Genomic DNA, 23,737 nt, shown 5'->3' with positions numbered 1-23,737 from the left:
AACCTAATATGTCTGTCTACAATGGTCAAAATGGTAGCACATACATAACAACATCCAATCGTCTCGGAAAAGGAAAGGTTGGAGAGGTATATGATTTGCAAGGGCATTCTGGAAGTGTGGCAAAAATATACAAATCTCAAGAGCGCACCACTGGTCGCGAACAAAAGTTACACCATATGGTATCTCTTCGCCCCAGCCCAACACGAGCAGCATGGCCGCAGGAAATTATATCTGAGAGCGGACAATTCGCTGGATATGTTATGCCCAAAGTTTCAGACTCAAAAGCCATTAATGTCGTGTATGCGGCAAATAGTCAATGGAAAGATTTAGAGTTCAGGCTTGCTATCGCACATTACCTTTGTGATGCTGTGCATGAAGTGCATCAACTCGGACAGGTTGTGGGCGATTTCAACCCCGACAATATTCGTGTGGCTTCCAATGGGCAGGTAACATTAGTAGATACAGATTCGTTTCATATCCAAAATCCCTCTGCTCCTCAAAGACCATTCCGCTGCATAGAAGCTCACCCAGAATTTGTTGCACCAGAGCTTCTAAACAAGGCTCAAAATGGTGTGTTGTACGAAAATATGCGCTTACCTACCTTTATAAAAGAGACGGATAGATTCGCAGTTGCAATTCACATTTTTTCGCTACTCATGAACGGGTATCACCCCTATGTAGCGGGGGTGAAAATCAAACCTGGTGTTTCTATCCCTGCTCCTCCAATGAAAGAAGAGGGAATAAAAAAAGGATTCACACCCTATTTTATGAGCAGCCAACAGCAAATCTTGCCAGCGGACGCACCGGCTATTTCAACACTTCCTGCAAATATTCAAGAAATGTTTCGCAAGGCTTTTGTGGATGGGCACGGTGACCCAACAAAACGACCAACTTGTGCTCAAATGGCAATCGAAATAAAGAAATGGCATAATACGGTGAAAGGCTCAGCAACATATTCACAACCCAAACCAAGGGTTACTTCCACGTGGAGCTCTAACTCTACATACTCAGCCATTACGAAAAAGCCCAAACACGGAACGGGCTTCTGGGCGGCGGTAATCATTGCAATCATCTTAGGTGTTGCGGCGTTAGTTGGCTTAGGATACTGGGGGTATTTAGGTTTCCCAATGCCACAATCAAGTAATTTCACTTCTAACACGAGCCAAACTGTTGATGCAAATGTTTCTGCGGATTTGGCTACTCAAGCGATGACATCCTCAGAATTATCAGAACCCAAAAAGCCAAAGTATCCATACCATTTTTCAACAGAACAGGAGAGCGTTGAAAGTTGGAGCGTGAACACTCTCGTCTTCGACAATCCAGTTGAACATTGCACAGGGTTTCAACTGTCTTATTCTATTACGGAAGTTAAAAAGGGAGATGTTGAAGGGATTACCTATGACATTTTTATCTCACGAGGGAAAGGTGGTGATGTAGGAAACGCTGAGTGGGAAGGCATAGGTAACATTGATATTAAGAAAAACACCGATTGGAATGTTATCTTTTCTGACTTAGTCGATTATACAGAGGTCACCATTTTCAAAGTTGCTGTTTTGCCTCATGGGCACACTGGCAAAGGGCTTATTAGCTGGAGCTTTGATTTGAAAATTTTTGATGTCACTACCACAAAATGATATAAAGAGGTAAAAAGATGGCATGGAATCCGCGAGAGTGTGATATTTGACAGACAATCATGGATGATTACAAAATTTAGGAGAGGAGGAAATAAGTATGGGATTTTCAGATGTAGTTAAAAACACAAGCGTTGCTATCAGCATTGCTATGGCAGCTGTTTCAGGAATGCGCTTGCCACAGCACATTGAGAAACAGTATGGGGAGTGGGCAAAATTAGAGGCGACTTCATGGGTGAGGAATGCACTTACAGAGAGTCAGATTGCCGACCGCGCTAAAAGCAAGGCAAGCAGCATGAAGAAGTAGCGAGGGCGGGGTATGCAATTTAACGATTGATGGGTGCAGTTTAACGATTACCCCCATCAGGGGTGTGCAGGGGTACGCAAGTTATCATTTCTTAGTACCTTTGCCACTAGGTATGACATACATTCAAAAAAGCCTCGTGGTAGCCGAGTAAATGCGGCAATCACGGGCTTTCTAAAAAAGGTCGATAACAAAAGAATACAACCGTATTTCTCGCAAACCTTGAAATAGATTTTGTGAGAATGATGTCGATTTTACCTTTCTCGCAATCAGCTATCATTCGTTGAAATTCTGTTCTTGCACCTGTGCTTGTTCCAGAGATACCACCATCAGAATACACGCCTACATACGCTCATTTAGGGTTATTTTGTATGTATGAACTATAGTAACTGACTTGAGCCGAAAATCTTTTCTGATGATGAACTTGAAGAAAAGTCAGTTATCCGAAAATTTCATCGTTAATTTAATTATTCTAGGCGCAGACAAGGAATCTATTTTAAAAGTAGAAAACGATAATTCCTACAGGCTCAATTTGGAAAACTATGCAATGATGAAGATAATTCGAATCTATGCGCTGTTAGACGCAGAAAGAAGAGCCTAAATTGCTCTGTCAATAACAAAAATTCCGTCTAAAAACGGGATTTTTGTTTTCTCCAAGTAAATAGCTTGACAAACTATATCTTGTGTGTTATGTTGCTTTTTTTCATAATAAAGCACAAGATATAGTGATTTGTCTCTTTACATCTAGGACGAAATTTGGTAGAATAATCTAAGATAAAAATAGAAACAGGTGCTAGACATGATGGTTTGGGAAGAAACTGAAAACTTAGTAAAAACAATGACAGTCGTTAAGCGCGATGGTCGTCACTTGGTTTTTGAACCAGAAAAAATATATGCGGCTTTGCGCAAGGCCTCGGATGAAATTTGCCATATGTCACCAGTTCAAGAAGTGAAACTGGAGGGCTTGACGGATAAAATTATTGCGACGATTTTTGATCGGTTTGACAATAATGTTAAGATTTATGAGATTCAAAATATTGTTGAACACGTTTTATTAGATGCAAATGAGTATGAATTGGCAGAAGTCTACATCAATTATCGAACTAAACGCGATTTTGCGCGCTCGCAAGCAACGGACATCAATTTCACGATTGACAAGCTCATCAATAAAGATCAGACTGTTGTCAATGAAAACGCCAATAAAGACAGTGATGTTTTTAATACTCAACGTGACTTGACAGCTGGTATCGTTGGCAAATCAATTGGGCTGAAAATGTTGCCGTTACATGTGGCAAATGCCCACCAAAAGGGCGACATCCATTTTCATGACCTAGATTACCAACCCTATGCACCTATGACAAACTGCTGTCTGGTTGATGTTAAGGGTATGCTACATGATGGTTTCAAACTTGGTAATGCTGTCATTGACAGCCCTAAATCAATTCAAACGGCTGCAGCTCAGATTTCTCAGATTATTGCTAATGTTGCCTCATCTCAGTATGGCGGCACGTCGGTCAATCGTATTGACGAAGTGCTTGCACCTTATGCTGCGCTGAATTATGAGAAACATATGAAAGATGCCAAAGAGTGGGTTGCAGCGGAAAAACGTGAGGATTATGCACGTGCTAAGACGACAAAAGACATCTATGATGCCATGCAGAGTCTTGAGTATGAGATTAACACGCTCTTTACGTCCAATGGTCAAACGCCCTTTACAACCTTTGGTTTCGGACTTGGCGAGGACTGGTATGCGCGCGAAATTCAAAAAGCCATTCTCCAAAATCGTCTTAAAGGCTTAGGCAAAGAGGGCAGAACAGCCATTTTCCCGAAACTCGTGTTTACCATTAAACGTGGTCTGAATCTCAACAAAAATGAGCCAAATTATGACATCAAGCTGCTTGCCGCGGAGTGTGCGACTAAGCGCATGTACCCTGATATTGTCAGCTATGACAAGATTGTTGAGCTGACGGGGTCGTTTAAAGCGCCCATGGGGTGTCGCAGTTTCCTGCAAGGTTGGCAGGACGAAAACGGTCACGATGTTGTTGATGGGCGCATGAACCTTGGGGTTGTCACGCTCAATCTGCCGCGTATTGCCCTCGAATCTAAGGGCGACAAGGACAAGTTTTGGCAGATTTTCTTTGAGCGCATGACGGTCGTCAAAGACGCTCTGGTTTACCGCGTGGAGCGCTGTAAGGAGGCGGCTCCCGCCAATGCGCCTATCCTTTATGAAAACGGTGCATTTGGTAAACGTTTAGCACGTACAGACTCTGTCGATGAGCTATTCAAGAACCGTCGGGCAACGGTTTCTGCCGGTTATATCGGTTTGTATGAAGTCGCAACTGAATTTTACGGTGGCGAATGGGAAACGACTCCAGAAGCCAAGGCTTTCACATTAGATATTTTACGTGAAATGAAACAAGCGGCTGCCGATTGGTCTGACGAATATGATTACCATTTTTCAATCTATTCAACACCGTCAGAAAGCCTGACTGACAGATTCTGTCGTCTGGATACTGAGAAATTTGGCAGTGTCAAAGACATCACGGATAAGGAATATTATACCAATTCCTTCCACTATGATGTTCGTAAAAATCCAACACCATTTGAAAAATTAGATTTTGAAAAAGATTACCCAGTCTATGCCAGCGGCGGTTTCATCCATTACTGTGAATATCCAATGCTCCAACAAAATCCGAAAGCCTTGGAGGCGGTGTGGGATTATGCTTATGACCGTGTGGGCTATCTTGGCACAAATACACCGATTGACCATTGCTACAACTGTGGTTTCGAGGGCGATTTCACGCCAACTGAGCGTGGTTTCCAGTGTCCAAACTGTGGCAACAGCGACCCGAAAACAGTTGATGTGGTCAAACGCACCTGTGGCTATCTCGGCAATCCGCAAGCGCGACCAATGGTCAACGGTCGTCACAAGGAGATTTCATCTCGCGTCAAACACATGAACGGCTCGGTTGGGCATTTGGCAAATGGCGATGATTTGGCAAGTGTTGCGATTGATTCGGCTAAGTCTGAGTTTTTTAGGAAATGAGATGGAAAACGGCGAAAATCGTCGTTTTTTTTGATGAAATTGTCCATTTTAGCTTGTTAAACTTAATTTAAAGTGATATAATGACTAAAAATGCTAATTATGGAGGTTAATTTAAGAATATGAGCTATAAAGAATTAAGAATTGTTAAATATATGAATTATAACGCCTATAAAGATGAGTATGCTAAGAGATTTGAAGGATATGCGACATTAAAAACGATTCTTAAGCCTCATTTGATGAAACATGGAGTAGTATCAGAAACTAAATTGCCTATTTTTGTTGTTAATCTGCCTAAAATCAGTTTATTGTCAGAAAAAATAATCGAAAATTCACGCAAAATTGAAGAACTTGCCTCGGAATTACCAGGTGTTGCGCGGAAACAATTTTACAATGAAAAATTAACTTTAGCCATTCAAAGTACAGATGAAATTGAGGGGATAAAGACAACTCGCAAAGAGATTAACTCGGCGAAAAAAGCCTTGGAAAATATGACGAAAAAGGTTAGATTGCAATCAACGGTTAAGCTCTATCTTGATATTATCAATGATAATGCCTTGCATATCACAACTTTTGAAGAGATAAGAAGGATATATGATGAGTTGACAGATGGCGAAATAGCTAGTGAAAATCTACCAGACGGACAGTTTTTCAGAGCTAAAGAGGTGTTTATCACAGATGAAAAAAGCGGAGGAACAGTTCATATCCCGCCGACGAACGGCGAAAAAATTTGCCAGATGATGACTGACTGGCTTACTTTTATCAATGATTCTGAGATCCCATTTTTGATTAAAGCCTTGGTAGGTCACTATTTCTTTGAAAATGTACACCCGTTTTATGACGGCAACGGTAGAACTGGACGTTATATTCTATCGAAATATCTGTCAAGGAAACTTGATATTTATACAGGCTTAGGCATTTCGCAATTTTTTAATGAAAATCGAAAGAAATATTATGATGCGTTCGCTTTTACAGGACATGCTGATAATCAAGCGGAAGGTACTTTTTTTGTTTTAAATTTACTTCAAATTATTGATGAGGGGCAAAGGTCGATACTTGCTGATTTGGAATTAAAGGTTGCTCAGTTAGACAATGCCAAGGAAAATATTAAAGTTGACACTGATTTATCACCATTAGAGGAAGATATTTTATTCTTGCTAGCGCAATCAAAACTATTTACAGAAAGAATTGAGGATAAATTGCCAGATAAGGAGATTGTTTCAAGGAAAATGAGGGCTGAACATAGTCAATCAGCCATAAAAAAAGCACTAAAAAAATTGGAAGAACAAGGCAAAATCGCTTTAGTCCAAAAGAGACCGCTTATTCATGACATTTCAGACGATTATATTTGATTATGGTAGAAAAATAAATGAACATCCAAAATAATATAACAAACATCCTAAAAGAATTACAAGAAAACGCGACAAAAATTGATGACAATCAAGCTGAGCAATTGATTGATAAAATCGTAAGTGCCAATCATATCTTCTTGCAAGGAGCTGGGCGCAGTGGTGCTGTCGTTGCAACTTTCGCTAATCGGTTATTGCATCTGGGGCTTTCTGTCAGCCTTGTTGGCGAAATCTCTTCGCCACATTCAAAAGCGGGCGATTTGCTGATTATTTGTTCAGGAAGTGGCGAGACGGATAGTCTTAAAAGTCTAGCGCAAAAAGCAGTTACAAACAATGTTGACATCGCGCTTGTAACTGCCAAAAAAGAGTCAACGATTGGTCATTTAGCTGAGACAGTTCTCGTGTTACCTAGCAAGGTTAAGTCAGAAACGACTCAAAAAACATCTGAATTTTCTCAAGCCATGGGCTCATCTTTTGTGCAATTAGCTTTTTTGACATTTGAGGGGCTTGTGCTAAGTTTGATGACTGTGCTTGCTCAAACAAATGAGACGATGTTGCCTAGACATGCTGATTTTGAATAATAATCCGTTTAAAAAGTGGCTCTAGCAAAATTAAAACGATTACATTTAAAATCAGAACTCGAAAAGCCAACAAACACGGCTTTTTTTTGATATAATATTCACATGCAGAAAATTCTTGAAATAAAAAATTTAACTTACAAATACGATGAAGAAAGCGACGTTTATGTTGTAAATGACGTGTCTTTTGCCATTTCTCGTGGCGAATGGGTCTCTATCATTGGGCGCAATGGTTCTGGCAAGTCAACAACGGCGCGTTTGATAGATGGTCTCATGGCAGCCGAATCGGGCGAAATCGTCATTGATGGCGAAACGTTGACGGAAGAAAATGTTTGGCAGCTCCGCCAAAAAATTGGCATGGTTTTCCAAAATCCCGATAACCAATTTGTCGGTTCAACCGTTGAAGATGATGTTGCATTTGGTATGGAAAATCAAGGTGTATCTCGTGACGAGATGGTAGAGCGGGTCGAACTTGCACTAAGGCGCGTCAACATGCAAGATTTCAAAACGAAAGAGCCGGCTCGCCTGTCTGGTGGTCAGAAACAACGTGTTGCAATTGCTGGAATCGTTGCTTTGCGCCCAGACATCATTATCTTAGACGAGGCGACATCAATGCTTGACCCGAAAGGACGTTTGGCGATTATCAATGTTGTGCGTGAAATCAAGGAGCAGTACGGTTTGACGGTCATCTCAATCACGCATGATTTGGACGAGGCAACATTGTCTGATCAGATTATCGTCATGAAAGACGGCAAAATCGAGCAAATTGCGCGCCCAGATGAACTTTTTCTCAATGATAATCTGACTGAAATCGGACTTGATGTGCCATTTTCATCAAATGTTGCAAGAGAGTTGCGACAAAATGGCGTACAGATTCCCGAAAAATACTATACAGAAAGCGAGCTAGCAGACTTCTTATGGCAATCCATTTTGACAAAGTAACCTACACTTATCAACCTAATACGCCGTTTGAAAGTCGAGCGCTTTTTGATATTGACATGACGGTCGCTGACGGTAGTTTCACGGCGCTTGTTGGGCATACTGGCTCGGGTAAGTCAACCCTTTTACAGCATCTAAACGCTTTACTTTTGCCAACTTCTGGCAATGTTACAGTAGATGACATCACGATAAAGCCCGACAGCAAAGCAAAGGCTATCAAGCCCGTCCGCAAAAAAGTGGGCGTCGTTTTCCAGTTTCCCGAAACGCAATTATTTGACGAAACAGTGCTTAAAGACGTTGCATTTGGCCCGCAAAATTTTGGCGTATCTAAAGAAGAGGCGGAAAATACCGCACGTGAAAAATTACGACTTGTCGGCATTTCAGATGAACTCTTCGAGCGTTCGCCCTTTGAACTCTCAGGCGGACAAATGCGCCGTGTGGCGATTGCAGGCATTCTTGCTATGAAACCGTCAGTTTTGGTGTTAGACGAACCAACGGCGGGGCTAGATCCCAAGGCGCGAATCGACATGATGCGTTTGTTTGAAAGCATTCATCAGTCGGGCGTGACGACTATTCTTGTCACTCACCTCATGGACGATGTGGCAGATTACGCTGATACCATGTATGTGCTTGAAAAAGGGCGGCTTGTCAAGACTGGCACGCCCGCTCAGCTTTTCCAAGATGTTGCCTTTATGACAGCACATCAGCTAGGCGTGCCCAAGGCAACGCAATTTGCCTTGCTTTTGCAGGAACGGGGGCAGCATTTTGAGCAGTTGCCGATTACGCGCGCTGAGCTAGTCAAAGCAATCACGGAGGTGGCAAATCATGGATAAACTCATCATCGGGCGCTATATTCCAGGCAATTCACTCGTTCATCGCATGGATCCGCGCAGCAAACTCCTTGCCATGTTCGCCTTTGTCTTGATTATTTTTTTGGCAAATGATGTGGTCGGCTACGGCATTTTGACCGTCTTTACTTTTTTAGGCGTGGCGCTCAGTCGTATCAGCATTTCCTATTTTCTCAAAGGCTTGCGACCGATGCTAGGCTTGATACTATTTACCGTTATCTTTCAAATGTTATTTACAACTGGTGGCGACGTCCTGTTTCAAATATGGCTTATCAAAATCACGACCTATTCTGTGCAAAATGCTGCTTATATTTTCATGCGTTTTGTCTTGATTATTTTCATGTCAACCTTGCTTACGCTGACAACACCGCCATTAACCCTAGCTGACGGCATAGAAACAGGACTCGCACCATTGAAAAAGATCAAAGTCCCAGTCCATGAAATCGGTTTGATGTTGTCAATATCGCTACGATTTATCCCAACGCTAATGGACGACACAACGATGATTATGAATGCGCAAAAAGCGCGTGGCATGGACTTTGGCGAAGGCAATCTCGTCCAAAAAGTCAAATCAGTCATTCCGATTTTGATTCCTTTGTTTGTGTCAAGTTTCAGACGTGCAGACGACCTTGCTATTGCCATGGAAAGCCGTGGCTACCAAGGCGGCGACGGTCGCAGTAAATATCGCATACTCAAATGGCAGCGCTTTGATACCTTGCTCTTGCTGAGTTTGGTTGCCGTTGCTGCAGCGCTGATAGCATGGAACAGATTAAAGTGACAATCAGCCTAAGGTCTGATGTGTTTTTGAAAGTTGCTGTTACAATAGTGTTATATACTAAAGGGCATCTCTAAAAATTGTGGAGGAAACTGTGAGATGAAAAGTTCTTTTAAACTTGGTTTTATCTTGTTCTTTATAGGAGATTTGATATTATTATTTAATCTCAATGTCCAAGAATGGTTGCCAAAACCAGTGAATGCCTTTAGTTTAATGATTTTGGTATTCGCAATTGGTGTTCTTGTGGATTTATCTGGTATTTTAATGATGCGTAAGCATAGGCACTGAAGAATATTTGCGACTGCTTGGAAGAAAAAAATAATGAAATAAACTCTGCAGCTTTTCCTAGAAAGTTAGCTTGAAGTTCAATTAAAAGGAGAACACACATGTCAAATAAAATGTCCGCCCAAGAAATTATTCAATTTATCGCTAACGCTGAGAAGAAAACGCCTGTTAAAGTTACATTTGAGGGGCATTTGACTGGTACTATTCCCAAAACTGTTATCAAACTCGGTCAGACACTTTTTGGCGATTGGCTTGATATTGCGCCACTTTTGGTTAATTTGACTGAAAATCGTGATTATGTGGTTGAGCAAGACGGTAGAAATTCAGCTGTGCCTTTACTTGACAAACGTGAAATCAATGCGCGGATTGAGCCGGGGGCTATCATTCGCGACCAAGTTGACATCGGGGATAATGCTGTTATCATGATGGGTGCTGTTATCAATATTGGCGCTGAAATCGGTGCTGGGACGATGATTGATATGGGGGCGATTCTTGGCGGTCGCGCGACGGTCGGTGAAAACTCGCATATCGGCGCGGGTGCTGTTCTTGCGGGTGTTATCGAGCCTGCAAGCGCTGAACCTGTTCGGATTGGCGACAACGTCCTAGTCGGTGCGAACGCTGTCGTTATCGAGGGAGTTCAAGTCGGCAATGGTTCGGTGGTCGCAGCAGGTGCGATTGTCACTGAAAATGTGCCTGAAAATGTTGTCGTCGCAGGTGTGCCAGCGCGTGTGATTAAGGAGATTGATGATAGAACGAAACAGAAAACAGCGCTTGAAGAGGCGCTCCGCACACTTTAAGAGAGATAAAAACACCAAAGAAAATCTAATTATTGCAACGATTGTCTGAGGAATTGCGTTCGTCTTACTCCTCATCGGACTTGTCTTTAAAATAAAAGCCTTGTGGTGTGGTGTCCTAACTTTAATGGGATTTTCAGTGATTTTTGCAGTCATATATGCTATTGTGCAAACAAGTCGAAAAAAAGGAACGTTTGCCCAAAATTTTATCAAAGGTTTAGCGACATATAGTGCCGAAATGTTAGTGAGCGGTTGGTTCTAGTTAATTCAGAATAAAATGGAGAAATCAAAATGAAAAACCATTACAAACAACAGGTGTTATTTCAGGGGTTGCGTTTGCCTTATTAGCGCTTGGCTATGCAGTTGTCCAGAAAATTCAAGGAAAAGGCGCATTTGCTAAGAAATTTGTCGCTAGAATTTGTGGGGATATTTTAGATATGCTAGATTTAATCAAAATTCGTCGGGATTTGCACCAAATTCCCGAAATTGGTTTGGAAGAGTTCGAGACTCACGCCTATCTCATGGCGATTCTGCACGATTTGACGGCTGACAAAGCATTTGTTGACCTCAAAACGTGGCAGACAGGTATTCTTGTCAAGGTTAATGGTGCAGCGCCTGAGAAGACGATAGGCTGGCGCACAGACATCGACGGTTTGCCAATCACAGAAGAGACAGGCTTGCCGTTTAAGTCGCGCCACGACGGTCGTATGCACGCCTGTGGGCATGATATGCACATGACCATTGCCCTCGGTGTGCTAGAAAAGGTGTTAGAAAATCAGCCGAAAAATACGCTAATTTTCCTTTTTCAACCTGCTGAAGAAAATGAGGCGGGTGGTATGCTCATGTATGAGGCGGGGATGTTTGAGGGAGATTTTCGCCCAGATGAATTTTATGGCCTACATGTCAGACCAGACCTCAAAGTTGGCGATATTGCGACTAATAGGCAGACACTGTTTGCAGGAACTTGTGAAGTCAAAATCAATTTTAAAGGCACTGGCGGTCACGCTGCTTTTCCGCATATGGCAAATGACGCACTCATTGCAGCGAGTTATTTTATTACGCAAGTCCAGACGATTGTCAGCCGAAATGTTGATCCAATTAAGAGCGCAGTTGTTACCTTTGGTAGTCTGCATACTGGTACGACTAACAATGTCATTGCCGAAACTGCGCAACTCCACGGTACGATTCGCACCTTGACTAAAGAGATGAATGAGCTGACCCAGCAGCGCCTTAGAACGATTGCCGAGGGAATTGCGCTGAGTTTTGGTCTTGAGGTTGAGATTCAGCTTAAACAGGGTGGTTATCTGCCAGTGGAAAATAATCCTGAACTTGCAAATGAGTTGATGTTATTTTTCGATAAGCAAGCTGATGTGAATTTGATTGAGATTGAACCCGCCATGACTGGTGAAGATTTTGGTTACCTTTTGTCGAAAATCCCTGGTGTCATGTTTTGGCTTGGCGTTGAAACGCCTTACGCCCTCCATCATCCGAAAATGTCGCCAAATGAGACGGCGATTGCGTTTGCGGTTGAAAATGTTGCCGCATTTTTGAAAGAAAAAGCAGGTTAAAATTTACCTTTTAACTTGCTTTTTCTTTATTTTTTAAATCCTTAGTAATCTTCAAGTAACTCGGAATCAATATCATAACAGAACCAATCCAAGCAGCAGGACTGGCGAAAATGACAGCGGTTAAGCCAAAGGTCATGAGACCAAGGACGGAAACGCCAGCCCGCATAACAAGCTCTGCGATACCTGCAAGTGTTGGGACTAAACTGTTGCCACAGCCTTGAATGAACCCACGCACAATGAATAGAATCGCTAAAACCCAGTAAAGTACGCCATTTATCAGATAATAATCAAAGGCTAATGCCATGATATGCGTTTCTTTCGGGCTGACGAAAAGACCAGAGAAAAATTTGTTGCACGTCAGGAGCAGGCAGCAAAAGGTGATACCCCAAATCACATCAACAATCACGGCGTGTTTTAGCCCAATCAGCATGCGTTTGTACTTTTTAGCGCCATAGTTTTGCGCTGCAAAGGTCGTTACAGCAAGCCCGAGACTAATCATCGGCTGCATGGCAATCTGGTCAATCTGCCGCCCAATCGCCTGCATGGCAACAACATCCGACCCCAGTTTATTGAGCACGATTTGCATGGTTAGACTGCCAATCGCGATGATACTAGACTGAAATCCCATAGGATAGCCGAGCGCCGAATGCCGTTTCATCTCTTTCTTATCAAGTTTAAGATTTTTTTTGCCAAAATGGAGGACAGGCACCTTAAACTTGATATAAACAACCAAGAAAACGACAGAAAATGTTTGCGCGATAACGGTAGCAATCCCAGCCCCAAAGACACCAGCATGTAGCCCAAGAATGAATAGAAATTCCAAGCCAACATTAAGCACAGTCGAGATAATCAAGGCAATCAATGGCGTGCGTGAATCGCCAATAGCCCGCATAACATTTGACAAGTAGTTAAAAAGAACGGTAAAAATCATGCCACCAAAAATAGCTTTTAGAAATTGGTGCGCATCAGCAAGCAATTCTTTTGGCGTTTGCATGATTTCAAGCAAGGGACGCGCAAATGTAAAGGCAATCAGCGACAGGATAATTGAGGTTGCCAAAGTCAAAAAGAGTCCGATAACAAAGGAATTTTTGACCCCCTCCTCATCATCAGCACCAAAGCGCTGGGAGATGATAATCGCAAAACCGCTAGTAATCCCAATCGCAAAGCCCATAATCAAGAAATTCAATGCAGAAGTCGCACCAACCGCCGCAAAAGCCTCTTTTCCAAGCGTTTGTCCAACAATAATAGCATCAATGAGGTTATAAAGTAGCTGAAAAATATTGCCCAGAAGAAGTGGGAGTGTGAAGAGCAAGATGACTTTTATCGGCTTGCCTTTGGTTAGGTCTATCATGGGAGAGAAGGAATCCTTTCGTTTGGTTGGTTATAATGGCTATTTTCTGTCACAGTATAAGTTTAACACAAAAAAACGATTTCGTAAGAAATGTGAAATCGTTTTTTCTATTTTAATTAACGGCAACTAAATTATTTAGTTACGTTTACAGCTTGCAAACCACGAGCGCCGTCTTCAACGTCATAGTTTACTGCTTGGCCTTCTTCAAGAGTTTTGAATCCGTCTGTTTGGATAGCTGAGAAATGTACGAATACATCTTTTCCGTCTTGTCCAGTGATGAAACCGAAACCTTTTTCAGCGTTAAACCATTTAACTGTACCTTGTGCCATTTTGAATCTCCTTCGCCTCTAATAGGCATTTTAATTTAGCGTAAATCTGTCAAACTACTAAGAAAGGATGAAACAAAATGAACCAAACTTTTTAATCGTGAACAAACTACTTCTTTATGGTATCATAAAAAGTATGAAAAAGAAAGCAGAAATTCGCAAAAAAATGAAAATTTCCTTAAATTCTTTTGATTTACAGGAAAAACAGCGCCAAACGACCCTAATTCTCGACCAATTTTTGACATCGGAAGTTTATCGAAACTCAGAAATTATTGCGGCGTTTATGCCCATGCCTTTCGAGTTTGATATGACGCGCGTGTTGGCAGATCAAACGAAACAAATTGTTATTCCCAAAACTTTGCCAAATCGTCAGATGATTTTCACTGATTTTGATGAAAATGACCTTGTGATGACTGATTTCGGTGTCAAGGAAGCTCTTTCAAATGTAGCGGTTACACCAGATTTGATTATTGTTCCAGGTCTTGCTTGGTCGCATGACGGTTATCGTGTCGGTTTTGGTGGTGGCTATTATGACCGTTATTTGGCAAATTTTAAAGGCATAACTGTCAGTCTTGTTTACAATTTTCAGATGGTTGATAAAATGCCAGTTGATGCGTATGACATACCTATAAAAAATATTTTTACGATATAGCCGATTTATGACTAGAATTGATTTTGTTAGGCATAGCTAAGATAAAATGTTACAATTTTGATATAATAGAAAGTATCATGAAGACAAATTATAATTTTCGAGTTGATTTTAACAAACATCGTGCGACTTATGTTTTAGGTGCGCTGACCTTGGGTGTGTGGTTGTCGCAGCTAGTGGCACACGGTTCGCAAGTGTCAACGCCGATTAACTTATTTAATTCTGGTGCGCTGTTCGGCCCAGACATTGTCGAGCATCCGACACATCTCTGGCGCTTAGTGACACCGATTTTCGTCCATATCAGTTGGTCGCATTTTGTGTTGAATTTTTTCTCGCTTGTGTTTATCGGTCGTCAGATAGAAGAAGTTTTTGGGAGCAAGCAATTCTTCGCCATTTACCTTCTGTCAGGCATTTATGGCAACATTTTGACCTTTTTCATCAAGCCTGAGACGATTTCAGCAGGGGCATCAACTTCTTTGTTCGGCATTTTTGGTGCAATGGCAATGTTGGGGTTTCTAACGAAAAATCCTTCTTTTCAAGTAGTCGGTAGGCAATTTGCCGCCATGATTCTTGTTAATTTAGCAATTAATATTTTTCAGACTGGTGTTGGCATTACAGGGCATATTGGTGGTGCATTAGGTGGTATTTTATTAGCTGCACCATTGGCACCGAAAATTTTTCAGAAAAAAATTGATTCGTCAGAAAAATTGATTTTTTTAAGTATTTTTATTGTCACAGCGATATTGATGATTTTACTGGCAATGATTTGACTTGATTTTTGTGAAGAAAATAACTTTATAAAATACAAGGTAAATCGCTTGTAAAAGAAAGAATATAATGTTAGAATATTGGTATAGACCACTGGAAACGTTTTCAGTCTGCAGGTCTAAGAAATTATTGTAGACGTTTCTTAAGTGAAACGAGAAGGGAGATTCTATGAATGACGAACAAATGGCAGTCATTATGCCTTTGATCATCTTCGGTGGCGAAGCCAAATCATCAGCGATTGAAGCGATTCAAGCAGCAAAAGCGGGCGATTTTGACAAGGCTGACGAACGTATCAAGGCTGCAAACGATGCGATTGTGCAAGCTCACCATGGTCAAACGGAATTGTTGACAAAAGCCGCAAATGGCGAAGAGGTTGACGTTTCGATTTACATGGTGCATGCGCAAGATCACTTGATGACCGGTATCGCTTTTGTTGATTTGGCAAAAGAAATCATCGAGCTTTACAAAGTTATTAAAGGTTAAAAAAGAAGGAGTTTTTTATGAATGCAATTACTGCTTGGATGGAGAGATACTTCGTCCCATTCGCAGCGAAAATCGGTGCGCAAAAACACTTGGTTGCCTTGCGTGATGCCTTTATTGGTACAATGCCAGCAACTATGGCAGGAGCTATCGCTGTCATGATTAACGCCATGGTGCGTGATATGCCTGCTAGATTTATCTCAGGCTATGATGGTGCGACGATTCCTGTCATCAAACAAATTATCGGTATCAATGGTTTTGTGTGGAATGGTACCCTTGCGGTTGTCGGTATTATTTTCGCCTTTTCATGGGGGTATAACCTTGCTAAAGCTTATGGTGTCAATGAGTTAGCAGGTGGTATCGTGTCACTTGCAGCGCTTATTCAAGGGGTTGGGTTCTCATTTTCAACTTCAGTAGCAATGAAATTGCCAGAAGCAGCAGCTAAAGTTATCAATGCGGGTTCAGACGACACAGCTATCTCATATGCAGGTGGTACGCTCAATGTTGGCGGTTGGGGTTGGCTTAAACTCAGTCAATTAGACGGTAATGCTTACTTTGTGATTATGGTTATGGGCGGTTTAGCAACAATTATTTACGCTAAACTGATGCTCAAAGACATTACAATCAAAATGCCTGATAGTGTACCACCTGCTGTTGCGAAAGCCTTTACAGCGATTATTCCAGCTGCTGTTGCGCTTTATATTACAGCGATTTTTTATTATATCTTTAGTTTGACGATTGGCAAAAATGGCGACGTCTTGATTATTTGGGTGCAAAAAACGTTTGCAGAACCATTTATGAAAATTGGTCAAAGTTTGCCAGCTGTACTTTTGGTTACCTTCCTTGTATCACTTATGTGGCTCTTTGGTCTCCATGGTACAAACGTTATGGCACCAGTTCTTGAAGGTATCTGGGGTGTTGGTCTCCTTAAAAATGTCAATGTTTATCAAGAAGGCGGTATGAAAGCTGTCAATGAGGCAATTAAAGCAGGTAACGGTGGTGCTTACGCTTGGGTGCGTGGTTCATTTGACTGTTATGCTTGGTTTGGTGGTGTTGGTGGTACAATCACACTCTTGATTGTTATCTTAGCTTTCTCTAAACGTGAAGATTATCAAGTAGTTGCTAAACTTGGTATTGGACCAGCAATCTTTAATATCAATGAACCAGTTATGTTTGGTTTGCCGATTGTTTTGAATCCAATCTTCTTTATTCCGTTTCTTCTTGCACCGCTTGCGGGTGTTTTGATTGGTTATGCTGCGACAGCAGCTCACTTGGTAGATCCAGTTGTTTCAACTGTCCCATGGGTTGTGCCACCATTCTTGATGAGTTTCTTGTCAACCGGTGGTGACTGGCGTGCGCCAATTGTAACGCTTGTAAGTTTCGTTGCTGCGATTGTCATTTGGGCGCCGTTTGTTCTTGCAGCTAATAATACGAAAGATATTTAATCTAGGTTTTCCAAAACTGAACAAAAATAGTTTTTAGGGATGACCTAAGAAAAATCTTCCCTTTGATAATTTGAGGGGGAGATTTTTTCTTAACTGAAAAAAATTCATGAAAATAGCAATAAATACTTGCAAATCTATACAGTTAATGCTAATATATTGGTGTATGGTTTTTGTAAACGATTGAGAAATAGCATGTTTGGCGACAGCAAACTAGAAGGAGACTTTATGAACGATGAACAAATGGCGGTTATCATGCCTTTAATTATTTTCGGTGGCGAGGCAAAATCGTCAGCGATTGAGGCAATTCAAGCGGCAAAAGCAGGCGATTTTGATAAAGCTGATGAGCGTATCAAAGCTGCAAATGGTGAGGAGGTTGAGGTGTCTATCTACATGGTACATGCCCAAGACCACTTGATGACGGGGATTGCTTTCGTTGATTTAGCCAAGGAAATTATTGCACTTTATAAGGTAATTAAGGGTTAATTTTCGATAAAACTATATAGTTTTGTTTTTGGAGCATAAACTATTCATTTTCATCAATAAAAACATAGGAGAATAAAAATGATTGTAATTAACATGGCAATGATGCAAGATAAGGTCATTGAGCTTTTGAACAGTGCTGAGGGCGAGTTGACTTACAAGTTTACTGAGAAAAAAGGAATCAAACTTTTCTTTGAAGTGACCTCAGGCGATGTAGACACAGCAGCGGTTGAAGCGAAAAAATTGATTAAAGCGCAATCTTGGGGATCAGCTTTATATTTCAATGTTGAGGCTGTCTAATTTTCTTTGAAAATAGTATAATTGAATCAGCTACTATATTTTAAGGAGAATTTATGCAAAAATGGGGATGGGGCTTTATTAGTCTTGCGCTGTTGATTTTTATAACATCATATGCTGGGGATAAAAAGTCTGTACCGTTGAGCGTGTTATTGTTTCTAATCGGTCTTGCGATGGTTATTGTTTCAGTTAAGAAGGAGAAAAAAGATGGAGATAGTAAAGACGCTTGATGTTCCGCGCCAGTTTATCTTTGAGAAAATCGTTGAATCTGGCTTATATGATGTCAATAAACATACTGGGAAAACGCCTAAAATTTCGAGTTTGACTGGTTTTGAATACTCAAAATCATTTGGCAAAAATCAAGCAGGGCGTATTAAGTTTGATGACGTGACAGAACCGTCAATCTATGCTTTTACGACAACGACCAACAAAAACATTTACAAAACGCGTTGGGAACTCCACAAAATTGACGATAAGTCAACAGATGTGGTCATTTCAGAAGAGATGACCTCAAATGCAGGAATGATTCAAAAGTTCAATGATATTATCATGTCGTTGATATTTGGGCGCGTTAAAAAACGTCAAATGCTTGCGATTTTGAATGGTATTTCACAAGCCTATAATGGTAAATAGTATACTCGATTCGCTATAAAACCGAAACGCAACTTTTGAGCTAGACTTACCAATTCTAGCCAACGGCTAAGCGATAAAATCGGCAAGCCACGTTGTCCGTAGCTTTTACGTAAATCGCGAACCGCGATAACTTCAAAGCCATAGCCAACGGCTAAGCGATAAAATCGGCAAGCCACGTTGTCCGTAGCTTTTACGTAAATCGCGAACCGCGATAACTTCAAAGCCATAGCCAACGGCTAAGCGATAAAACCGGCAAGCCACGTTGTCCATAGCTTTTACGTAAATCGCGAACCGCGATAACTTCAAAGCCATAGCCAACGGCTAAGCGATAAAATCGGCAAGCCACGTTGTCCGTAGCTTTTACGTAAATCGCGAACCACGATAACTTCAAAGCCATAGCCAACGGCTAAGCGATAAAATCGCCAAGCCACGTTGTCCGTAGCTCTTACGTAAATCGCGAACCGCGATAACTTCAAAGCCATAGCCAACGGCTAAGCGGTAAAACCGGCAAGCCACGTTGTCCATAGCTACTTATCTAAGCGCTAAAGCGCAAAGATAGTAGCCAAACGACGAAGTGACGCATCTAGCCAAAAGTGTTTTGGATTTATAGTGAATTGAGTCTACATCTCTTAACAGTTAGAAAGAAGTAAAATGGAACATAAAACATTAGCAGCATTTCCTAGCGATTTCCTTTGGGGGAGCGCCTCAGCGGCCTATCAAATTGAGGGCGCTTATGATGAGGACGGCAAAGGTCTGTCAGTTTGGGATAATTTCGTCCGCATTCCTGGTAAGACTTTTAAAGGCACAACTGGCGATGTGGCGGTTGACCATTATCATCGTTATCAAGAAGACGTCAAACTTATGGCTGATATGGGCATGAAAGCCTATCGTTTTTCGATTGCTTGGACACGTATTTTCCCAAATGGTGTTGGCGAAGTCAATGAGGTGGGTGTGAAATTTTACAGCGATTTGATTGATGATTTGCTGGCGCATGGGATTGAACCTGTGGTCACGATTTATCATTGGGACTTGCCACAAGCCTTGCAAGATGCGTATGGTGGTTGGGAATCTCGGCAGATTATTCCTGATTTTGTGGCTTATGCTGAAACTTTGTTTAAAGCCTACGGTGAACGTGTCAAATATTGGGTTTCATTGAATGAACAGAACATTTTCACGCACATGGGGTGGCAAATTGCGACACATCCGCCTGGTAAAAAAGACGAAAAATTGTTTTACCAAGTCAATCATCATGCTAATCTAGTCAATGCGGCGGTGATTAACAAATTCCATGATATGGGAATTAAGGGGAAAATTGGGCCATCGTTTGCTTACACGCCACAATATGCTATTGATTCAAATCCGATGAATGTGTTGGCAGCTGAAAATGCGGAAGAATTGGGCGCGCATTTTTGGATGGATATGTATGTTTATGGCGAGTATCCGATTGTAGCTTTGAATTATCTCAAGGAAAAAGGTGTTGCGCCAGTCTTTGCTGAGGGCGATGCCGAATTACTCAAATCAGCCAAACCAGATTTCATGGGCTTGAATTTCTATCAAACGGCAACAAATGCGTGGAATCCGATTGACGGTGGCGTTGAAAATAAAGATAGTTATCAAATGAACACAACGGGTAAAAAAGGTACATCCAAGGACTCTGGCATTCCTGGTTTGCAAAAAACGGTCCAAAATCCATTTGTTGAGACGACAAACTGGGATTGGACGATTGATCCAGTTGGTTTGCGCATTGCTTTGCGCCGTATTGCTTCCCGTTATCGCTTGCCAGTGCTGATTACCGAAAATGGTTTGGGCGAATATGACAAGCTGGAGGACGGTCAAATTCATGATACTTATCGAATTGATTTCCTTAAAAAACACGTGGTTGCGATAAGAGAGGCGATTTCTGATGGCGTTGATGTGATGGGGTACACGACTTGGAGCTATACAGACCTTTTGAGTTGGCTCAATGGCTATCAAAAACGCTATGGTTTTGTTTATGTTGACCAAGATGAGACGATGAATGGCTCGCTCAAACGCATTCCGAAAGATTCTTATTATTGGTATAAAGATGTTATTGCTTCAAATGGTTGTGATGAGCGTTTGTTGACGTAAAATTGCATATCAAAAAACAGTTGATTATGATAAAATTCAACTGTTTTTTATTTTAGGCGGTTAAATTTTCTAACTCGTCTTTTCCAAAAAGGTCGGTAGACTCCATGATTCGCTTGAGGTCTTTGTCAATTTGAGTTTTCTGTTCTTCTGAAAATTCATCTTCAAGTTCTTCAAGTCGCGTATCAATGAGGTCGTATTGACTGTCAAGGGTTAAAAAGTTATCGAAAAGCTCATCATTATCAGGATTTTTCTGATAAGCTTTGGCTGCTTTATCGTAATCATCCGTAAAATCATGGAAATAATCAACAAATTCATCTGTTGTCATATCGGCGAGTTGAGTTGCTAACGCATCACTATCAAAATTGTCAAAGTCGTCAAAATCATCGAAAAAATCGTTGTAATCGCTGATTTTTGCTGGTTGCTCCGTGTTAGTTAGCTCATTTGAGAACTCATTGACACCGATAAAGAAAAAGATGTTCATCAAAATCGCAATAATGAGCGTGAGACCGCCAAGAACGATACCAGTAATCGGAAAACCTTTGCCGATATTTTCGCGTGTTGCTTTGCTGAGCGTGATAATGCCGAAAATCAAGGCTAAAATCGCCATGACAATCGAGCCGATGTTAAAAATGGGAATCCAACTTCCAAGAATACCAACGATACCTAAAACAAGTGCTGTAATCGCAAGACTGTTTGTTGTTTTGGGTGGTTCAGAGGTAATAAATGGCTCAGTCGGTAAATCACTTTCGGGGGTATTACTAAAAAAATCTTCAGACATAATTTCTCCTTACTACCATTATAACATATCTGTTGACAAAATTTTGACTGAAAAAGACTGATTAGCAACTTTGCGCTCGCTTTTTTGATATAATAAGATATGAGTTCTTATGAAAATGTGCTGAAAATAGTTCATCTTAACGATTTGCACTCGCATTTTGAAAATTATCCGAAAATCAAACGCTTTTTTGCGGCGCAATCGGCTGGTTTTTTGGATGTTTTGCGTTTTGATTTGGGTGATAATGTTGATCGCTCTCATCCATTGAGTGAGGCGACTTTGGGGCAAGCCAATATTGCGTTGATGAATGACCTGAATTTGACGGCTGCAACGATTGGCAATAATGAGGGGCTGGGGTTGCAGAAGTCGAGTTTGAATCGTTTGTATGACTCAGCGAATTTTCCAGTGATTTTGGCAAATCTTAAAGATAAGGGTCGTCAGCCGAATTGGGCGCTTGAAAAAATGACGATTGAGACTTCTTTTGGTATGACGGTTGATATATTTGGCTTGACTGCGCCTTATCCGCTCGCTTATCCTTTGGCGGGGTGGGAGATTCTTGACCCCATGCAAGTGTTATCAGAGCAACTGCGCGATTCTCAAGCTGATTTTCGGATTTTGCTCAGTCATGTTGGCTGGCGTTTTGATGACGATGCGGCGGCTAAATTTGACAATTTGGACTTGATTCTAGGTTCTCATACGCATCACTTGTACGAGTATGGCAGGAAAGTCAATGGCACGATGATTGCGGCTGCGGGGCGTTATGGCGAGCATGTGGGTGAGATTACCTTGTACTTTGATGAGAGTTTCAACTGTATCCGCTCGGAAATTTTTGCTGAAAATACGCGACACTTACCGAGTCAAGTGGGCGATAAAGAATTGATTCAGCAACTGGCTGACCGTGGGCATGCCTTGTTGCAGACGGATAAAATTATGAACTTGCCTTCTGCTATTTCAAACGATTTTCCGCAGTATGAGGCGACACATTTTGTGGCTGAAATTTTGGGCGATTTCTATCAGATTCCAGCTGTTATCATTAACAGTGGCATGATTGTTAAGCCCATTCCTGCTCAGCTGACGCGGGACGATTTGCACGAGATTTTGCCTCATAGTATTCGCATGGTTAAGTTTTCGGTCAATGGCGCTGAGTTGCAGAAAATCTGTTTTGAGCTTTATGAGATTAGTAGTTTTTTGAAAACTCAGAAAATTAAAGGCATGGGTTTTCGTGGTAAGACTTTTGGCGATCTTGTGATGGTCGGTCTTTTAGTTGAAAATGGTCGTGTTTACTATCAGGACGTTTTAGTTTCAGATACGGTAACCTATGATATTCTTGTCCCAGATCAATATTATTTCGCAGCTTATTTCCCGATTTTGAAAAATTCGGGTCAGGCAGACATTCTATTTCCGCGCTTTATGCGAGAAATTGTGGCAGATTATTTGAAAGAAGAAAATAAATGGCAAAAGTAATTCCAGAAGAAGAAAAAAATTATAATAAATTTCCAAGCGAGCGTGTGATTGTTGTAGATGACGTGGTGACGATTGGTGACAAGGTGTTTCATTTGGTGCATAATCATGCGGACGGCTTTGATAAGGAAAAATTGGCGCAGCGTTATTCTGATATTTTTGCCAAATACGATTATTTGGTCGGCGATTGGGGGCATGAACAGTTGCGATTGAAAGGATTTTTCTCGACTTCGCGCAAGAAAATGCCAGACGATTTGAAAATCACGCATTTGGCAGATTATATCAAGGAATATATGAATTTTGGTGCGGCGTTTTTTGTTTTGAAACGTATGCGGAGCAAGGATATTAAGCGGGAAGAGGCGTTTTTGGAAGAAAAGGTTTATGACCTCAAATCGCCTGTTAAGCCGAAAGCTAAAAAGCCTAAGCAATCTCCAAAGAAAGAGATTGCAAAACCTGTCGACCGTGACAAATCAAAACGTCGTCAGACTGGCGGGAAACCATTTATCCAAAAGGAAAAATCGGTCAAGGTGCATGAGCCGATTGTTAAGACGGAAATGCACAAGGCTGCTCATCAAAAGGTTGGCGCGAAAAAGCCTGCTTTTACGGTGCGGACGCGGTAATAACCCTAAATTGATAAACTTCGGTTTGTTGATTTAGGGTTTTACTTATGCCCTAAAAAACGGCTCTATAATAAATCGTGTGGGAAAAAATCCTTCCTTCTATAATAGACTTCTCCCGAAATTAAATTTCGAAATTGATAATACCACAAATTAAGGACGCACGAAGTAAGTGCCTCTTTCTTCGATTACGATATTTCTGAGCCATACACTTAAAGGTTTTGATTTTAGC

General features: G+C 41.3%; 27 protein-coding genes and 1 pseudogene. 22 read left to right on the top strand and 6 right to left on the bottom strand.

Annotated elements, in window-relative coordinates; all coding sequences use genetic code 11:
- Nucleotides 1-8 precede the first annotated feature (8 nt).
- Nucleotides 9-1,634 (top strand): hypothetical protein, encoded by a 1,626-nt coding sequence (locus Hs30E_RS04440; RefSeq protein WP_172208301.1) that lies wholly within the window; start codon nt 9-11, stop codon nt 1,632-1,634.
- Between the two features lie 97 nt (nt 1,635-1,731).
- Complete coding sequence (locus Hs30E_RS04435; protein ID WP_172208299.1) at nt 1,732-1,938, top strand: hypothetical protein; 207 nt, start codon at nt 1,732-1,734, stop codon at nt 1,936-1,938.
- A gap of 199 nt (nt 1,939-2,137) precedes the next feature.
- Here Hs30E_RS04435 and Hs30E_RS04430 read toward each other — a convergent pair.
- A pseudogene (locus Hs30E_RS04430) lies at nt 2,138-2,374 on the bottom strand (recombinase family protein); the annotation flags it as partial.
- A gap of 363 nt (nt 2,375-2,737) precedes the next feature.
- On the opposite strand from Hs30E_RS04430, the gene nrdD reads away from it, so the two are divergent.
- The 9 genes from nrdD (at nt 2,738) to Hs30E_RS04385 (ending at nt 12,114) form a co-directional block, all read left to right on the top strand.
- On the top strand, nt 2,738-4,981 hold the full coding sequence (gene nrdD, locus Hs30E_RS04425) for an anaerobic ribonucleoside-triphosphate reductase (RefSeq protein ID WP_172208313.1): 2,244 nt from the start codon (nt 2,738-2,740) through the stop codon (nt 4,979-4,981).
- Nucleotides 4,982-5,100: 119 nt separating this feature from the next.
- Nucleotides 5,101-6,330: a Fic family protein gene (locus tag Hs30E_RS04420; protein WP_172208297.1), complete on the top strand. Its 1,230-nt coding sequence runs from the start codon at nt 5,101-5,103 to the stop codon at nt 6,328-6,330.
- A gap of 17 nt (nt 6,331-6,347) precedes the next feature.
- Nucleotides 6,348-6,908: a 6-phospho-3-hexuloisomerase gene (gene hxlB / locus Hs30E_RS04415; RefSeq protein WP_172208295.1), complete on the top strand. Its 561-nt coding sequence runs from the start codon at nt 6,348-6,350 to the stop codon at nt 6,906-6,908.
- Between the two features lie 102 nt (nt 6,909-7,010).
- Nucleotides 7,011-7,847 carry an energy-coupling factor ABC transporter ATP-binding protein gene (locus tag Hs30E_RS04410; protein WP_172208293.1) on the top strand — a complete coding sequence of 279 codons (837 nt, stop codon included), beginning with the start codon at nt 7,011-7,013 and terminating at the stop codon, nt 7,845-7,847.
- Entirely contained in the window at nt 7,823-8,677 is an 855-nt protein-coding gene (locus Hs30E_RS04405) for an energy-coupling factor ABC transporter ATP-binding protein (protein WP_172208291.1), read from the top strand. Before Hs30E_RS04410 ends, Hs30E_RS04405 begins: the two co-directional genes overlap by 25 nt.
- Nucleotides 8,670-9,470, top strand: a complete 801-nt coding sequence (locus Hs30E_RS04400; RefSeq protein ID WP_172208289.1) for an energy-coupling factor transporter transmembrane component T family protein — start codon at nt 8,670-8,672, stop codon at nt 9,468-9,470. The genes Hs30E_RS04405 and Hs30E_RS04400 overlap by 8 nt, the downstream gene beginning before the upstream one ends.
- 96 nt (nt 9,471-9,566) lie before the next feature.
- Complete coding sequence (locus Hs30E_RS04395; protein ID WP_172208287.1) at nt 9,567-9,755, top strand: hypothetical protein; 189 nt, start codon at nt 9,567-9,569, stop codon at nt 9,753-9,755.
- Between the two features lie 98 nt (nt 9,756-9,853).
- Nucleotides 9,854-10,549, top strand: a complete 696-nt coding sequence (gene dapD / locus Hs30E_RS04390; RefSeq protein WP_172208285.1) for a 2,3,4,5-tetrahydropyridine-2,6-dicarboxylate N-acetyltransferase — start codon at nt 9,854-9,856, stop codon at nt 10,547-10,549.
- 434 nt (nt 10,550-10,983) lie between these two features.
- Nucleotides 10,984-12,114, top strand: coding sequence for an N-acetyldiaminopimelate deacetylase (locus Hs30E_RS04385; protein WP_172208283.1), 1,131 nt, complete (start codon nt 10,984-10,986; stop codon nt 12,112-12,114).
- A gap of 10 nt (nt 12,115-12,124) precedes the next feature.
- Here the strand turns inward: Hs30E_RS04385 and Hs30E_RS04380 are convergent, their stop codons facing one another.
- Together Hs30E_RS04380 and Hs30E_RS04375 are read right to left on the bottom strand one after the other, a co-directional pair.
- Nucleotides 12,125-13,465 (bottom strand): MATE family efflux transporter, encoded by a 1,341-nt coding sequence (locus tag Hs30E_RS04380; RefSeq protein ID WP_172208281.1) that lies wholly within the window; start codon nt 13,463-13,465, stop codon nt 12,125-12,127.
- A 131-nt stretch (nt 13,466-13,596) separates the two neighbouring features.
- Nucleotides 13,597-13,794, bottom strand: coding sequence for a cold-shock protein (locus Hs30E_RS04375; protein ID WP_003138831.1), 198 nt, complete (start codon nt 13,792-13,794; stop codon nt 13,597-13,599).
- Between the two features lie 133 nt (nt 13,795-13,927).
- Here Hs30E_RS04375 and Hs30E_RS04370 point away from each other — a divergent pair, with 133 nt between their 5' ends.
- The 8 genes from Hs30E_RS04370 to Hs30E_RS04335 all read left to right on the top strand — a co-directional run bounded on the left by Hs30E_RS04370 (nt 13,928) and on the right by Hs30E_RS04335 (nt 18,543).
- Nucleotides 13,928-14,443 carry a 5-formyltetrahydrofolate cyclo-ligase gene (locus Hs30E_RS04370; RefSeq protein ID WP_172208279.1) on the top strand — a complete coding sequence of 172 codons (516 nt, stop codon included), beginning with the start codon at nt 13,928-13,930 and terminating at the stop codon, nt 14,441-14,443.
- A gap of 77 nt (nt 14,444-14,520) precedes the next feature.
- Nucleotides 14,521-15,210, top strand: coding sequence for a rhomboid family intramembrane serine protease (locus Hs30E_RS04365; protein ID WP_172208277.1), 690 nt, complete (start codon nt 14,521-14,523; stop codon nt 15,208-15,210).
- 166 nt (nt 15,211-15,376) lie between these two features.
- On the top strand, nt 15,377-15,691 hold the full coding sequence (locus tag Hs30E_RS04360; protein WP_172208276.1) for a PTS sugar transporter subunit IIA: 315 nt from the start codon (nt 15,377-15,379) through the stop codon (nt 15,689-15,691).
- Between the two features lie 17 nt (nt 15,692-15,708).
- Nucleotides 15,709-17,133 (top strand): PTS sugar transporter subunit IIC, encoded by a 1,425-nt coding sequence (locus Hs30E_RS04355; RefSeq protein ID WP_172208275.1) that lies wholly within the window; start codon nt 15,709-15,711, stop codon nt 17,131-17,133.
- 225 nt (nt 17,134-17,358) lie between these two features.
- Nucleotides 17,359-17,616 (top strand): PTS sugar transporter subunit IIA, encoded by a 258-nt coding sequence (locus Hs30E_RS04350; RefSeq protein ID WP_172208274.1) that lies wholly within the window; start codon nt 17,359-17,361, stop codon nt 17,614-17,616.
- 78 nt (nt 17,617-17,694) lie between these two features.
- A complete protein-coding gene (locus Hs30E_RS04345) occupies nt 17,695-17,913 on the top strand; it encodes a hypothetical protein (RefSeq protein ID WP_172208273.1) in 219 nt (72 codons plus the stop codon).
- A gap of 53 nt (nt 17,914-17,966) precedes the next feature.
- Nucleotides 17,967-18,140, top strand: a complete 174-nt coding sequence (locus tag Hs30E_RS04340; RefSeq protein ID WP_172208272.1) for a hypothetical protein — start codon at nt 17,967-17,969, stop codon at nt 18,138-18,140.
- On the top strand, nt 18,118-18,543 hold the full coding sequence (locus tag Hs30E_RS04335) for a DUF3284 domain-containing protein (protein WP_172208271.1): 426 nt from the start codon (nt 18,118-18,120) through the stop codon (nt 18,541-18,543). Before Hs30E_RS04340 ends, Hs30E_RS04335 begins: the two co-directional genes overlap by 23 nt.
- A gap of 132 nt (nt 18,544-18,675) precedes the next feature.
- Here the strand turns inward: Hs30E_RS04335 and Hs30E_RS11390 are convergent, their stop codons facing one another.
- Nucleotides 18,676-18,804 (bottom strand): hypothetical protein, encoded by a 129-nt coding sequence (locus Hs30E_RS11390; RefSeq protein ID WP_267130229.1) that lies wholly within the window; start codon nt 18,802-18,804, stop codon nt 18,676-18,678.
- 41 nt (nt 18,805-18,845) lie between these two features.
- Nucleotides 18,846-18,974 carry a hypothetical protein gene (locus Hs30E_RS11385; protein WP_267130228.1) on the bottom strand — a complete coding sequence of 43 codons (129 nt, stop codon included), beginning with the start codon at nt 18,972-18,974 and terminating at the stop codon, nt 18,846-18,848.
- Between the two features lie 220 nt (nt 18,975-19,194).
- On the opposite strand from Hs30E_RS11385, the gene Hs30E_RS04330 reads away from it, so the two are divergent.
- On the top strand, nt 19,195-20,652 hold the full coding sequence (locus Hs30E_RS04330) for a glycoside hydrolase family 1 protein (RefSeq protein ID WP_172208270.1): 1,458 nt from the start codon (nt 19,195-19,197) through the stop codon (nt 20,650-20,652).
- 52 nt (nt 20,653-20,704) lie between these two features.
- Here the strand turns inward: Hs30E_RS04330 and Hs30E_RS04325 are convergent, their stop codons facing one another.
- Nucleotides 20,705-21,430 carry a DUF4190 domain-containing protein gene (locus Hs30E_RS04325; protein WP_172208269.1) on the bottom strand — a complete coding sequence of 242 codons (726 nt, stop codon included), beginning with the start codon at nt 21,428-21,430 and terminating at the stop codon, nt 20,705-20,707.
- A gap of 99 nt (nt 21,431-21,529) precedes the next feature.
- Between Hs30E_RS04325 and Hs30E_RS04320 the strand changes: the two genes are divergently transcribed.
- Both Hs30E_RS04320 and Hs30E_RS04315 read left to right on the top strand, forming a co-directional pair.
- Complete coding sequence (locus Hs30E_RS04320; RefSeq protein ID WP_172208268.1) at nt 21,530-22,891, top strand: bifunctional metallophosphatase/5'-nucleotidase; 1,362 nt, start codon at nt 21,530-21,532, stop codon at nt 22,889-22,891.
- Nucleotides 22,879-23,508: a YutD family protein gene (locus Hs30E_RS04315; RefSeq protein ID WP_172208267.1), complete on the top strand. Its 630-nt coding sequence runs from the start codon at nt 22,879-22,881 to the stop codon at nt 23,506-23,508. Before Hs30E_RS04320 ends, Hs30E_RS04315 begins: the two co-directional genes overlap by 13 nt.
- The last annotated feature ends 229 nt before the right edge of the window (nt 23,509-23,737 follow it).

It is taken from the genome of Pseudolactococcus hodotermopsidis, assembly GCF_011170085.1.
GTDB lineage: Bacteria > Bacillota > Bacilli > Lactobacillales > Streptococcaceae > Pseudolactococcus > Pseudolactococcus hodotermopsidis.
This window is presented reverse-complemented; position numbering and strand designations above follow the sequence as displayed.

What these genes read in the sequence shown, in the direction of transcription:
- Hs30E_RS04440 (WP_172208301.1), top strand. Translation starts at nt 9, where the DNA reads ATGTCTGTCTACAATGGTCAAAATGGTAGCACATACATAACAACATCC.
- Hs30E_RS04435 (WP_172208299.1), top strand. Translation starts at nt 1,732, where the DNA reads ATGGGATTTTCAGATGTAGTTAAAAACACAAGCGTTGCTATCAGCATT.
- nrdD (WP_172208313.1), top strand. Translation starts at nt 2,738, where the DNA reads ATGGTTTGGGAAGAAACTGAAAACTTAGTAAAAACAATGACAGTCGTT.
- Hs30E_RS04420 (WP_172208297.1), top strand. Translation starts at nt 5,101, where the DNA reads ATGAGCTATAAAGAATTAAGAATTGTTAAATATATGAATTATAACGCC.
- hxlB (WP_172208295.1), top strand. Translation starts at nt 6,348, where the DNA reads ATGAACATCCAAAATAATATAACAAACATCCTAAAAGAATTACAAGAA.
- Hs30E_RS04410 (WP_172208293.1), top strand. Translation starts at nt 7,011, where the DNA reads ATGCAGAAAATTCTTGAAATAAAAAATTTAACTTACAAATACGATGAA.
- Hs30E_RS04405 (WP_172208291.1), top strand. Translation starts at nt 7,823, where the DNA reads ATGGCAATCCATTTTGACAAAGTAACCTACACTTATCAACCTAATACG.
- Hs30E_RS04400 (WP_172208289.1), top strand. Translation starts at nt 8,670, where the DNA reads ATGGATAAACTCATCATCGGGCGCTATATTCCAGGCAATTCACTCGTT.
- Hs30E_RS04395 (WP_172208287.1), top strand. Translation starts at nt 9,567, where the DNA reads ATGAAAAGTTCTTTTAAACTTGGTTTTATCTTGTTCTTTATAGGAGAT.
- dapD (WP_172208285.1), top strand. Translation starts at nt 9,854, where the DNA reads ATGTCAAATAAAATGTCCGCCCAAGAAATTATTCAATTTATCGCTAAC.
- Hs30E_RS04385 (WP_172208283.1), top strand. Translation starts at nt 10,984, where the DNA reads ATGCTAGATTTAATCAAAATTCGTCGGGATTTGCACCAAATTCCCGAA.
- Hs30E_RS04380 (WP_172208281.1), bottom strand. Translation starts at nt 13,465, where the DNA reads ATGATAGACCTAACCAAAGGCAAGCCGATAAAAGTCATCTTGCTCTTC.
- Hs30E_RS04375 (WP_003138831.1), bottom strand. Translation starts at nt 13,794, where the DNA reads ATGGCACAAGGTACAGTTAAATGGTTTAACGCTGAAAAAGGTTTCGGT.
- Hs30E_RS04370 (WP_172208279.1), top strand. Translation starts at nt 13,928, where the DNA reads ATGAAAAAGAAAGCAGAAATTCGCAAAAAAATGAAAATTTCCTTAAAT.
- Hs30E_RS04365 (WP_172208277.1), top strand. Translation starts at nt 14,521, where the DNA reads ATGAAGACAAATTATAATTTTCGAGTTGATTTTAACAAACATCGTGCG.
- Hs30E_RS04360 (WP_172208276.1), top strand. Translation starts at nt 15,377, where the DNA reads ATGAATGACGAACAAATGGCAGTCATTATGCCTTTGATCATCTTCGGT.
- Hs30E_RS04355 (WP_172208275.1), top strand. Translation starts at nt 15,709, where the DNA reads ATGAATGCAATTACTGCTTGGATGGAGAGATACTTCGTCCCATTCGCA.
- Hs30E_RS04350 (WP_172208274.1), top strand. Translation starts at nt 17,359, where the DNA reads ATGAACGATGAACAAATGGCGGTTATCATGCCTTTAATTATTTTCGGT.
- Hs30E_RS04345 (WP_172208273.1), top strand. Translation starts at nt 17,695, where the DNA reads ATGATTGTAATTAACATGGCAATGATGCAAGATAAGGTCATTGAGCTT.
- Hs30E_RS04340 (WP_172208272.1), top strand. Translation starts at nt 17,967, where the DNA reads ATGCAAAAATGGGGATGGGGCTTTATTAGTCTTGCGCTGTTGATTTTT.
- Hs30E_RS04335 (WP_172208271.1), top strand. Translation starts at nt 18,118, where the DNA reads ATGGAGATAGTAAAGACGCTTGATGTTCCGCGCCAGTTTATCTTTGAG.
- Hs30E_RS04330 (WP_172208270.1), top strand. Translation starts at nt 19,195, where the DNA reads ATGGAACATAAAACATTAGCAGCATTTCCTAGCGATTTCCTTTGGGGG.
- Hs30E_RS04325 (WP_172208269.1), bottom strand. Translation starts at nt 21,430, where the DNA reads ATGTCTGAAGATTTTTTTAGTAATACCCCCGAAAGTGATTTACCGACT.
- Hs30E_RS04320 (WP_172208268.1), top strand. Translation starts at nt 21,530, where the DNA reads ATGAGTTCTTATGAAAATGTGCTGAAAATAGTTCATCTTAACGATTTG.
- Hs30E_RS04315 (WP_172208267.1), top strand. Translation starts at nt 22,879, where the DNA reads ATGGCAAAAGTAATTCCAGAAGAAGAAAAAAATTATAATAAATTTCCA.